Below are 11,957 nucleotides of genomic sequence, written 5' to 3'. Positions count from 1 at the left end.
ATTCCAGAAGGTGCACGGGAGAGTGATGCTGGTTTGAAATCATTGGCAGAAGGCGTTGAAATGACTGAACGTGCCATGATGGCAGCATTAGAACGTCATGGGGTGCAAAAAATTCATCCAGAGGGGCAAAAATTTGATCCTCACTTTCATCAAGCGATGTTTGAAATTCCCAATGCTGATGTTCCAGATAATACTGTTCAACAAGTGGTTCAGGCAGGTTATATTATCGGGGAAAGGGTACTACGTCCAGCTATAGTGGGTGTAGCTAAAGGAGGAGCAAAAGAAGCTTCTGTTGAAGCTGATTCGGCTTAAAACACATCAATAATAAATCTCCAACATAAAATGCAGTATTCCCTGCAATTACACATATATGAAGTCTTTTCTTAAAGGGTTTTTAAAGGGTGTTATAAACACCCTTTTATCTTTGAAGCGCCCAACTTCCTTTTACAATATAGGGAGCCTTATTTAAGGGAGAGGCCGATAACAATAAAACAAAATGATCAACTTCAAAAGGAGGGACAAAAAAATCATCTTGAAAAGATAGATAAGAAGAAAGATCTTTAAGATTAATATCAAATATTCGTGCAAGAGTGATATGCGGAATAAACAGTCTTTCATCAGGCTTTAACTCTAATTTATTCCGAATATATTGCATCTTTTCATGTAAAAGAGTAAGCTTTTCACAAGGTTCAATGCGAACCACAAGAGAATGAGGAGCATTTTCTGAACCAAAAACTTCAAAACCTTTTATCTGTAGCGTAAAAGAAGGAAGTTCTATAGTGTTAAAGGTATGCATAATTTCATCTGCTAAGGAGCTTTCAACTTCGCCAAAAAAAGATAAGGTGACATGAAAATTTTGCGGGTTGATCCATTGCGCTTTTGGTAAGCCATTTTGCAATGATACGAGGGCTTTTGTTGTTTGTTGAGGAATCTGAAGAGCACTAAATAGACGACCCATGATATTATCTCCTTATAATGAAAGATGCTATCCCAAGCGCAATATAGATAATAAGGGCGGGGCACGTACCACAGAAAACAAGGCAATAGTATAGAAAAAGAATGTCTAAAAAATGCTTACTATAATTATGGTCGTACAAAGCTTATTCGTTTTAAGAAAATGGTTATGATATTGATAAGAATTGCGTTTTCAGGATCTGTATCACAATGATGTGCAATGGAAGATTACTTGTGTATTATAAAGGCTACAAAGTTAGCAGAAAATAAGAAAAGTTGATAGATTTTTGATGTGCGAAATTATTTTGACATTTATCTTTAGCCTAAAATAAAGCATACTTTAATACAAGGTGAAGAGTTCTCTTTTCTGTAAAAATTTAATTATATGATTAAGTCGGGGAATAGCCATAATACGCAAAACTATTCAAATTGGTCAAATAATGTTAGGAAAGGAAGAAAAAAATCGAGCATAACAAAATTACTATAAGCTTTTACATTTATGATAATTATGCCAATCTATAATGGATATGAATATTGGTATAAAAGCGGGAAGAGAAATTAAAATTCAAAATAATGACGGAAAGTTCCTATTTTCTAAGAATTATCATCTTTGTTTATGATGAAAAAGCACTAGTTTTCCTCTCCAAAGTTGTTATTGATGAGCTTTTCAAGAGCATTAAGAGCATCTGTTGCTTCTGGTCCTGAAACACGAATGGTGAGGTTGCAACCGGATGAAGCCGCTAGCATCATAAGTCCCATAATTGATGATCCGCCAACAATTTTCCCGTCCTTTTCAACTTCAACAGTAACATTAAAATTGTCAACAGTTTGTACAAATTTTGCAGAAGCACGTGCATGCAACCCACGTTTATTACAGATATTGAAATGACGACTTATACATGGGAGGGTATCTTTGGAAAACATTGGTATTTTATTATCCGCTATAAAATCATACTTGGTACATTAATATATTTACGCCCTGCTTCTTGTGCTATTCTTAACGCGTCTGATAATGAAATATCAGGACATTTGCGAATAGAAATCAGTTTAATAAGCATGGGCAAATTAACACCCGCAATCATTTCAACGCGTCCTTTTTCAATAGCAGGAATAGCTATATTTGATGGTGTTCCACCGAACACATCTGTTAATATGATGACGCCATGATCCGTATCTGTATCGGTTACTGCGGCTATAATATCACCTCGGCGCTGATCTATATCGTCATCGGGATAAACGCATATTGTTGCGAACTTTTCTTGTACTCCAACAACATGTTCCACGGCATGTAAAAATTCGACAGCCAGCTCACCGTGCGTTACAAGCACGAGTCCAATCATTTACGCAAACTCCTGTTAACTAATAAGACCCAACCATAGTTGGTGGGAAAGACATTGTACAAGGCTTTATCTTGCTGCCAAGAAAAATTTGCAAAAAAAAGGCAAAAATTGTGATTTTTTTATCTTTAGAAAAAAATTAGACAGATTTTTGCCATATTTTTCTAAACAAAAATGCTTCAATAGCTTGACAAATGGCTGTACAATCGGCTTCACGAAGAGAGGGAAGTTTTAAAAGAGGAATGTGCAAATTTTCAAATTGAAAAGTTTTATTTGTGGAAAAACGTTCATATTCCGGACCGAGAAAAATAACACAATCGATAGTTGTGTGCTTTTCAAATTCTATCATATAAAGACCAACGCCACGAATCTCGATGCCGCCCTCTAAATTATCAGGAGTGTATCCGTGAAGCTTTCCATTTTCCGCACGCAACATTGTATAATCATCACTGATAAGCTTCGCTTCACGTTTTGACCACTCAGCGCGGTCAAGCAAAGAAAGGGTGATGGTTGATTTTCCTGATCCGGATGGACCTATAATTAACAGCCCCTTGCCGCCTAGTTGAAGGCAATTTGCGTGGAGTATTTCACATTTTGTTTTCATGTTTTTTACTTTGGATAAAAGATTTATTTAGCAAGCGGAAGCATAATAGTAAAACGTGCACCAGTTTTACACTTCCCAAGTGTAGGATCGATAATATTTTCGGCTGTAATTGTCCCATTATGAGCCTCGATGATTTGCCGACTAATAGAAAGGCCAAGTCCAGAGTTTTGTCCAAAAGCATCTTCATTTGGTCGATCTGTATAAAAACGTTCAAAAATGCGTTCAATATTTTCTGAACGAATACCTGGGCCATTATCTTCAATGGTTAAAATAAGGGTTGAAGCATGACTTTTCATAGTAATGCAAATTTTGCCACGATTCCGAGGAATAAAAGAACGCGCATTTTCAAGAAGATTTGAAATCACTTGTCCTAAACGAAGTTCATGTCCCAATACAAGATAAGCTTTTCCATGAGGACGTGGGACAATATTAAGGCTTATATCAATAGTTTGCGTATTACGATACACTTCCTGAACAGCATGAACAAGACTTTCCAAAAGCGGTGTCATATCAACAATCTCTGCGGTTTCTCGTGCAAGCTCTGCATCGAGTCGCGATGCATCAGAAATATCTGTAATCAACCGATCAAGGCGGCGCACATCATGTTGAATAATTTCCAGCAATTTTTCTTGTGCTTCTTCATTTTTAGCCAGAGGGAGCGTTTCAACAGCACTGCGTAGAGAGGTGAGAGGATTTTTTAATTCGTGGCTTACATCAGCAGCAAAGCGTTCAATGGCTTCAATACGCATATAAAGGGCATTGGTCATATCACGAATAGAAGTTGAAAGGTGACCAATTTCATCTTCACGCATTGAAAAATCAGGAATTTCTACACGCTGATTATTACCATTACGCACTCGATTAGCCGAGGCAGATAATTTACTTAATGGATGGGCAATCGTATGGGCCAAAAAGAGAGAAAGAACCAAAAGTACGCTACCTACAACGGCAAAAACTTTAAAGATAACCAGTCTTTCGCCTTTTACAATGTTATCAATATCGGAACCAGTGGTTGAAAGAAGAAGAGCTCCAACCACTGCGCGATAGCGTTGAACAGGAACGGCAACAGAAACAATTAATTGCCCTTGTCTGTTGCGTCTTTTAGCCGTAGCAAGAGATCCGTTTAATGCGCGGTACACTTCTGGATAAGCAATACCACTGGTTTTTGTTTGTTCTCTGTCAAGAGCAATACCTTTGCCATAAAATGCGCTTGAATACCATGAAGTAAGGCGATCCCACATGTTTTGTTCTGTTTTAAGTGGGGGTAAATCATAACTAAAAACTTCTCCACTAGAATAAAGAACGCGCGAATCAAGAAGGAGAGTAGCATCACGATCATAGATACGTGCTCTTGTCGTTTTAGGTGTAATAAGACGCCGTAAAAGAGGGGCAACTTGCTCAGGGTTAATAGGAAAATCCCAAGAATCGGTTGATTGAGGAGCGGGTGTAACGCTTTCACCAGTCTGTAACTCTAAGAGTTTTTGAGGGTCAATGAGGATAGAATTTGTATCTACTGTTGCAGAAGCAGCAATAGCCCCAGCAATAATTTTTCCTTGGGTACATAAACTTTTGATTTTTGCTTCAATTAAACCATCGCGAAATTGGTTAAGGTATAAAATGCCTGTAACTAAAACGGCAAGAGCAGCAATGTTTAATATAACAATGCGACGTGTGAGGCTGGAAAAAAGCAATTGTCTAAAGAGACGTTGTGTTCGAAGATGCAAACGAGCGAACATAAGAAATGGCGTTGAGGATGTACCATTAACGGTTGTTTTTTGTAAAGTTTCCAGTTGAGAATTGTCTGTCATCGATTTGATTGCCATTCAAATTTTTGCGACAAAGTAGTTTTATACCTCGTGGAAACGATAACCTACACCATAAAGTGTTTCAATCATTGCAAAATCATCATCCACTTGTTTAAACTTTTTACGCAGACGTTTAATGTGACTATCAATGGTGCGATCATCTACGTAGACTTGATCACTATAAGCAGCATCCATTAAAGCATCACGACTTTTTACAACTCCTGGTCTTTGTGCTAAGGTTTGCAGAATCAAAAATTCCGTAACGGTTAAAATAACAGGTTTATCTTTCCATGTACAGGTGTGGCGTTCTTGATCCATCACAAGATCTCCGCGTTTGAGAGAAGAGGTGGAAGAAGTTCCTGTAGAAAGCGGTTGGTTACGTGCATTAGAACGGCGTAAAATAGCTTTCACGCGTTCAATAAGAAGACGTTGGGAGAAAGGTTTAGTAATAAAATCATCAGCTCCCATTTTGAGACCAAATAATTCATCAATTTCATCATCTTTAGAGGTAAGAAAAATAACTGGAAGATCAGATTTTTGACGCAAACGACGCAAAAGTTCCATCCCATCCATTCGGGGCATTTTAATATCAAAAATAGCTAAGTGTGGAGGGTGAAGTGTGAGACCCTTGAGTGCAGATGCTCCATCTGTATAGCTTTCAACCCGATATCCTTCTGTCTCAAGCGCAAAAGATAAAGATGTCAAAATATTGCGATCATCATCAACAAGTACAATCGTTTGCGTGATTGTTGGTGTATCTTTCATGGTTTCTTAGACCTTTCTATTGCTGTGGTAGCAAATTACCCACACTTATTTATATGGGAGTTCATATTTTTTTTGCAAAACAAATATGATACAAATTGTAGCAAAGTAAAAAACCTTTTGTCATTACTGTAAAATCTTGTTTTGCTTTCATAATTTATAATGTTTCTACGTCTATTAAGATCCCTTCATTTGAGAGAAAATTTTCATAAAGGCTTTTTTTATCAAGGTTTATTACAAAGTTTATTATTGTATTTGTCTCATAATTGAACAGATGTAGTTTTGATTGTTGAAGTTTAGAAAATCTGCCTATGTGTTTTAAGAGCAAAGAAAAGAATGTGGCAATATATGCACAAAAATTTGTTTCTGCTACACGAAAGGAGGTCGTAATGGGATTTTTTAATTTTATTAAAACCGTAGGGGAAAAGTTAGGTATTGGGGACCATGAACCAAAAGAAAAGGATTTTAAGAGAGCATTTGATCATTTTCAACTCGGTACAGAAAAAGTCAATATTCAAGTTGAAGACGGTAAAGCTATTTTAAGCGGTGAAGTTCCAGATAGGGAAACACTTGAAAAAGCACTGCTGGTTGTTGGCAATTCACAAGGTATCTCTTCTGTAGATGTTAATCAATTAAAGGTTATAGATACAACGCCTAGAAAAACTTCTCGCTTTTATGAGGTTAAATCTGGTGATAATCTTTGGAAAATTGCTGAAGAGGTTTATGGAAAAGGGCAAGGTAATAAAAACACATTTATTTTTGAAGCCAATAAGCCAATGCTAAAATCTCCCGATAAAATTTATCCTGGACAAGTTTTACGTATTCCTGAAATTGACCATAGTTAATTCATCAAAGGGGATAATTTTTTACTGATGGCATTAAACAAAAAATGAAGAAGCGTAAAAAATTTCACGCTTCTTCATTTTATAAAGTGTGTATTTATAATAAAAGGAGCTTAGTGAACAGGAGAGGATTTAGAAGGTGATGGTACTTTCATAGCGTTTACAGAGAAATCAACATCAATGGTTCCTGCTTTCTCAAATGTTAATTTTGCGCTAATTTTATCACCTAACTTAAATGGTTGTGAAAGCCCCATGAACATAATATGATCACCGCCAGGCTTAAGCGTGATTTCGCCATTTCCCGGAATTTCAATGCCATTGTGCATTTTTTCCATTTTCATAATATCATTAACGACAGCCATAGAGTGTATCTCTGTTGTTTTTACTCCGTTTGTGGAAATAGAAACCAAACGGTCTGGGGTATTACTGTGATTAATAATGTAGAGATAACCGCTACCAACTCTTATACCTCTAGGTGTTTCGCGTGTCCAAGGATTGAGAATTTCTATGTCGCCAAGTTTATATTGCTGAGCACCTGCTGGCAAGGTTATACCAGCAAAGAGAAGAGCACACACGATATTTATGATAACCTTTTTGTATGGATATTGTGTATGTATTATATTCTTAAAGATGAGATTTGTTATTTTTTTAATAATAGATGTCATCATTGATTTACCCTCCTTCATAAGATTCACACTTTGAATATTTTTATTTTAGCAGAGCTTTTATTTAAAATAAAAGAAAGAAATGCTAAAATGAAATTGATTTGAATATAAAAATCATAGAATTCTTGAAATTTAAAAGAAGACAGTAAGATTTACAATGACAACACACCTCTTAACGCTTCCGTGTTCATCTCATAAATAGTATTTGCAAATGGTATAAAATCTATGATGCACTACTATTTTACTTAATGAAGATATAATACAGAACAATCATCAACTACTTTACCAATTTTAATATTATGACAGCTCTTGGCATTTTAAAGCGTTTATACAGAGGTATTTTTATATATTTTCAAAGTTCAAAATTATACAGTTAAGAAAAAAGGCTTTAGATGAATTTAAAGCACAGATTTCAAATAGCCGCAAACAATGAGACCGTTAGAAGGAGAATTTTTGAAAGGAGATCGATAGATAATACCTTTACTGATATGAGCATTAGATATGATGACTATTTTAGTCCAAGGAAAATTTATAATATTTGTGATATAAATTATTTGCCTTTTAAAAAGCTTTTACGTGAGTATGATTTTATCAATGATGAGAAGATCAAGAGCGAGAGTGCAATCATTCTTTTATTTTTTAATTTTTATAGAAAGATATATTTTTTGAGAATTGCAAGAAAAATATATTATGCTCTCAAGTCTCTCATAAATATGGTATTTATGGGTCATTAGAGTGCCTATTTTAAAATAAATTTTTTATTTTGGAGATGTTTCTCTCATTATTCTCTTGTAGCAATAAAAGCCTGTTCTTATATACGAGGCAGCAAGGCTTGTTGCGACTTGCAGTTTATTATTATTTATATTGCTTGAAGCAATATACGGGCTTTAGGTGTTATGAGGAGCTATCTTAAAAAGATGCTTTATGAAGGTTGAGGTAGCTTGCTGAATGGAGATTATAATATGGCAAAAGTAATTGGTATTGATTTGGGGACAACGAACTCTTGTGTGGCTGTTATGGATGGCAAAAACGCAAAAGTTATTGAAAACTCAGAAGGAGCGCGAACAACACCTTCCGTTGTTGCCTTTACTGATGGGGGGGAGCGGCTTGTTGGGCAGCCTGCTAAACGGCAGGCGGTGACAAATCCTGAAGGGACAGTTTTTGCAGTTAAACGTTTGATAGGGCGCCGTTTTGATGACCCTATGGTTGAAAAAGATAAAGCGCTTGTTCCTTATAAAATTGTTAAAGGTGACAATGGTGATGCATGGGTTGAAGAGGCGGGAAAGAAATATTCTCCGTCACAAATTTCAGCTATGATTTTGCAAAAGATGAAGGAAACAGCAGAATCTTATCTTGGTGAAAAAGTTGAACAAGCCGTTATTACGGTTCCTGCTTATTTTAATGATGCGCAACGTCAAGCCACGAAAGACGCAGGTAAAATTGCTGGACTTGAAGTTTTACGGATTATTAATGAGCCAACTGCTGCTGCTTTAGCTTATGGTTTGGACAAAAAGGACGGAAAAACAATTGCTGTTTACGACCTTGGTGGTGGTACATTTGATATTTCAGTCCTTGAAATTGGAGATGGCGTTTTTGAAGTTAAGTCAACCAATGGGGATACGTTTTTAGGGGGTGAAGACTTTGACATGCGCTTGGTCGGTTATTTTGCCGATGAATTCAAAAAAGAACAAGGAATTGATCTGAAAAATGATAAACTCGCTTTACAGCGCTTAAAAGAAGCGGCAGAAAAAGCAAAAATTGAGCTTTCTTCGTCACAGCAAACAGAAATCAATTTACCATTTATCACGGCAGATCAATCAGGTCCCAAGCACTTAACAATGAAATTGACTCGGGCAAAATTTGAATCTCTCGTTGACGATTTAGTGCAGCGTACCATTGAACCTTGTAAAGCTGCGTTGAAAGATGCTGGATTAAAGGCCGGTGAGATTGACGAAGTTGTTTTAGTGGGTGGAATGACACGTATGCCCAAGATTCAGCAAGTTGTGCAGAGCTTCTTTGGTAAGGATCCACACAAAGGCGTTAATCCTGATGAAGTGGTCGCAATGGGTGCTGCCATCCAAGGAGGTGTATTGCAAGGCGATGTCAAAGATGTGTTGTTGCTAGATGTAACACCTTTATCTTTGGGTATTGAAACCTTGGGTGGGGTTTTCACACGCCTTATTGAGCGCAATACCACTATCCCGACGAAAAAATCGCAAGTTTTTTCGACAGCTGATGATAACCAGAGTGCTGTGACGATTCGTGTTTTCCAAGGTGAACGGGAAATGGCAAGTGATAATAAGTTATTGGCTCAATTTGATCTTGTTGGTATTCCTCCAGCCCCACGTGGTATACCTCAAATTGAAGTTACTTTTGATATTGATGCGAATGGTATTGTTAATGTTTCGGCCAAAGATAAGGGAACAGGTAAAGAGCATCAAATTCGTATTCAGGCATCAGGTGGTTTAAGTGATGCTGATATTGAAAAAATGGTAAAGGATGCAGAAGAGCACGCGGCTGAGGATAAAAAACGCCGTGAAGGTGTTGAAGCTAGAAATCAAGCGGAGGCTCTTATTCATTCAACTGAAAAGTCGCTCAATGAATATGGCGATAAAGTATCAGCTGAAGAAAAGGGACAGATTGAAACAGCAATATCTGATTTGAAATCTGCGCTTGAAGGCAGTGATACGGAAGAAGTAACAACAAAGATGCAAAAATTAGCAGAAGTCAGTATGAAACTTGGACAGGCTATGTACGAAGCCTCACAAGCAGCGAGCGCTGACACTGAAACAGAGGCAAAGAATGATGATGTTGTTGATGCTGATTTTGAAGAAGTTAATGATAAGAAGAAATAGTGTCAGCATATGTGTTGATTAATTGATAAACCCGGCCTTTGAAATATAAGGCTGGGCTTTATTATTTGAGATAAGTTGCAACTTTGTTGCTAAAAATATAAATTAAAAGCAATATTATCCATAAAGATGGATGACAGAAAAATTATCAGGAATACATGATGAAGGTTGACTATTATGAAATTCTTGGCGTGACTCGCGAATGTGATGATAAAAAGTTGAAATCTGCTTTTCGTAAGTTGGCAATGCAATATCATCCTGATCGCAACGCGGGGGATAAAGAGGCAGAGCGAAAATTCAAGGAAATTGGCGAAGCCTATGAAGTTCTTAAAGATCCCCAGAAGCGTGCTGCTTATGATCGATTTGGCCATGCGGCCTTTGAAAATAGCGGTGGTCAAGGGGGAGCAAATCCCTTTGGTGGTTTTGCTGCTGGTGGTGGATTTGCGGATATTTTCGAAGACTTTTTTGGTGAGATTATGGGAGGGACACACCGTAAGCGTGGTGATAGTCGCGAACGTGGCGCAGATTTGAGTTATAATATGGAAGTGACTTTAGAAGAGGCATTTTCAGGAAAAACTGCAGAAATTAATATTCCCAGTTCCGTTACGTGTGATGTTTGTGAAGGATCAGGAGCGAGAAAAGGCTCTAAGCCGCAAGTTTGTGGAACATGTCATGGATCTGGTCGTGTGCGTGCTGCACAGGGTTTCTTTTCTATTGAGCGGACATGTCCTACATGTCATGGACGTGGTGAAACTATTACGGATCCATGCCCCAAATGTCAGGGGACACGGCGTATAGAGAAAAAACGTTCATTAAGCGTAAATGTTCCAGCTGGTATTGAAGATGGAACGCGTATTCGCCTTTCTGGTGAGGGTGATGCTGGTATTCGTGGTGGCCCCAATGGTGATCTTTATATTTTCCTTTCCATTAAACCGCATGAGTTTTTTCAGCGAGAAGGAGCAGATCTTCACTGTCGCGTTCCTATTTCAATGGTAACAGCTGCTTTAGGAGGAGAGTTTGAAGTTTCCGACCTTGATGGTGTTAAAGCACGCGTTAAGATTCCAGAAGGGACACAAAATGGACGTCAATTCCGCCTTAGAGGCAAAGGTATGCCCATGTTGCGCCGTCAGCAAGCAAGGGGTGATCTTTACATCCATATCACGATTGAGACACCGCAGAAATTAACGCAAGAACAACGTGAATTGTTGCAAAAATTTGAGAAACTCTCAAATCATGAAAATTCACCGCAATCACATGGTTTTTTTTCACGTATGAAAGAATTTTTTGAAAATATTTCTGGTTAAAATTATGTGAATGTTCTCAGAATAATTAGAGAGAACTGTGGGAAAGTTATTTTCATTAAGCTTTCTATTGTCTCATTATCTTTGAAAAGCATTTTTTCTTGAAAAGAAAAGAGAGAGACAGCTAATTTAGGATAAACTCCTGCTGCTGATAGTTTTTATATTTCATGAGTTTTATGGATAAGTCTTATTTTTGAGTGTCTATGACATTTTAAAAAGGGCTTATCCATATAAGAACGCAATTGAGTGATTGATAATAAATATTGCCAGTGTCATGATAACTGCCTTTATGCATTCAGTATTTTTGGTGTTTATTTTTCACTCAAAATTTCTTTTTAAAGGCTCTATAATAAAACTATAAAATAGGTAGCGGCTTGCCAAGAAACGCTAAATAAGCTGTTAGGCAATCCATCTTTTTCAAATAAAGTATCAACTTCTTATAACCGATTTTATTTTTGGCATTTTTCATAGTTTTAATCACTGCTTCCTTTAAAATAAGGGTTATTTTGTTCGGAATAGCTTTTACATGCCTCATCTTAGCTTTTAGCAGTAATCATGTCTTTTTAGATGCGGATTTAGTTTTGTATTTCTGATGTCATAAATAGTTCTTCCAGATAATAAAAACGCTATAATCAAGTTTATTTTGTTCCAAAGAAATTGTGGAATGAGATAATGTGTGTTGAATGCTAAAGAAGACATAACAAAACACTTTTTGAGGTATTCGATGTATCTCTCTTGTGGGGAAACAGATTCGATGGAATTCACTTAATTGAATTTATTGGCATAATAAAAAGTTGGTGGGAAGATAGAGGAAGTTACCTTTAAAAAGAAAAAA

The 11,957-nt window shown here is 36.9% G+C and carries 11 protein-coding genes; 4 read left to right on the top strand and 7 right to left on the bottom strand.

Translation table 11 applies throughout. From position 1 onward, the window contains the following. Positions 1-312, top strand: a 312-nt coding sequence (gene grpE / locus ACFIL8_RS05425; protein WP_375689071.1) for a nucleotide exchange factor GrpE, incomplete at its 5' end; no start/stop codon positions are given. 106 nt (positions 313-418) lie between these two features. Here grpE and thpR read toward each other — a convergent pair. The 6 genes from thpR to ACFIL8_RS05395 form a co-directional block, all read right to left on the bottom strand. Next, on the bottom strand, positions 419-958 hold the full coding sequence (gene thpR / locus ACFIL8_RS05420; protein ID WP_375611385.1) for an RNA 2',3'-cyclic phosphodiesterase: 540 nt from the start codon (positions 956-958) through the stop codon (positions 419-421). 626 nt (positions 959-1,584) lie between these two features. Beyond that, complete coding sequence (locus ACFIL8_RS05415) at positions 1,585-1,878, bottom strand: HPr family phosphocarrier protein (protein WP_012754483.1); 294 nt, start codon at positions 1,876-1,878, stop codon at positions 1,585-1,587. Between the two features lie 17 nt (positions 1,879-1,895). Next, on the bottom strand, positions 1,896-2,294 hold the full coding sequence (locus ACFIL8_RS05410; RefSeq protein ID WP_375611386.1) for a PTS sugar transporter subunit IIA: 399 nt from the start codon (positions 2,292-2,294) through the stop codon (positions 1,896-1,898). A 136-nt stretch (positions 2,295-2,430) separates the two neighbouring features. Beyond that, a complete protein-coding gene (locus ACFIL8_RS05405) occupies positions 2,431-2,895 on the bottom strand; it encodes an HPr kinase/phosphatase C-terminal domain-containing protein (protein ID WP_375611387.1) in 465 nt (154 codons plus the stop codon). Positions 2,896-2,918: 23 nt separating this feature from the next. Then, positions 2,919-4,703 carry a stimulus-sensing domain-containing protein gene (locus ACFIL8_RS05400; RefSeq protein WP_375611388.1) on the bottom strand — a complete coding sequence of 595 codons (1,785 nt, stop codon included), beginning with the start codon at positions 4,701-4,703 and terminating at the stop codon, positions 2,919-2,921. 39 nt (positions 4,704-4,742) lie between these two features. Continuing rightward, entirely contained in the window at positions 4,743-5,465 is a 723-nt protein-coding gene (locus tag ACFIL8_RS05395; RefSeq protein WP_005774392.1) for a response regulator transcription factor, read from the bottom strand. Between the two features lie 386 nt (positions 5,466-5,851). Between ACFIL8_RS05395 and lysM the strand changes: the two genes are divergently transcribed. Beyond that, positions 5,852-6,307: a peptidoglycan-binding protein LysM gene (gene lysM, locus ACFIL8_RS05390; protein WP_375611389.1), complete on the top strand. Its 456-nt coding sequence runs from the start codon at positions 5,852-5,854 to the stop codon at positions 6,305-6,307. Positions 6,308-6,417: 110 nt separating this feature from the next. On the opposite strand, the gene ACFIL8_RS05385 is transcribed toward lysM, so the two are convergent. After that, a complete protein-coding gene (locus ACFIL8_RS05385; protein ID WP_375611390.1) occupies positions 6,418-6,972 on the bottom strand; it encodes a copper chaperone PCu(A)C in 555 nt (184 codons plus the stop codon). Positions 6,973-7,931: 959 nt separating this feature from the next. Here ACFIL8_RS05385 and dnaK point away from each other — a divergent pair. After that, complete coding sequence (dnaK, locus tag ACFIL8_RS05380) at positions 7,932-9,824, top strand: molecular chaperone DnaK (protein ID WP_273790233.1); 1,893 nt, start codon at positions 7,932-7,934, stop codon at positions 9,822-9,824. Between the two features lie 158 nt (positions 9,825-9,982). Then, on the top strand, positions 9,983-11,125 hold the full coding sequence (gene dnaJ / locus ACFIL8_RS05375; protein WP_375611466.1) for a molecular chaperone DnaJ: 1,143 nt from the start codon (positions 9,983-9,985) through the stop codon (positions 11,123-11,125). Positions 11,126-11,957 lie beyond the last annotated feature (832 nt).

The sequence above is a fragment of the Bartonella sp. AP57NXGY genome (assembly GCF_042195805.1).
Lineage (GTDB): Bacteria > Pseudomonadota > Alphaproteobacteria > Rhizobiales > Rhizobiaceae > Bartonella.
Note: the sequence above shows the minus strand (reverse complement) of the source record. Positions and strands in the feature narration are given on the sequence as shown.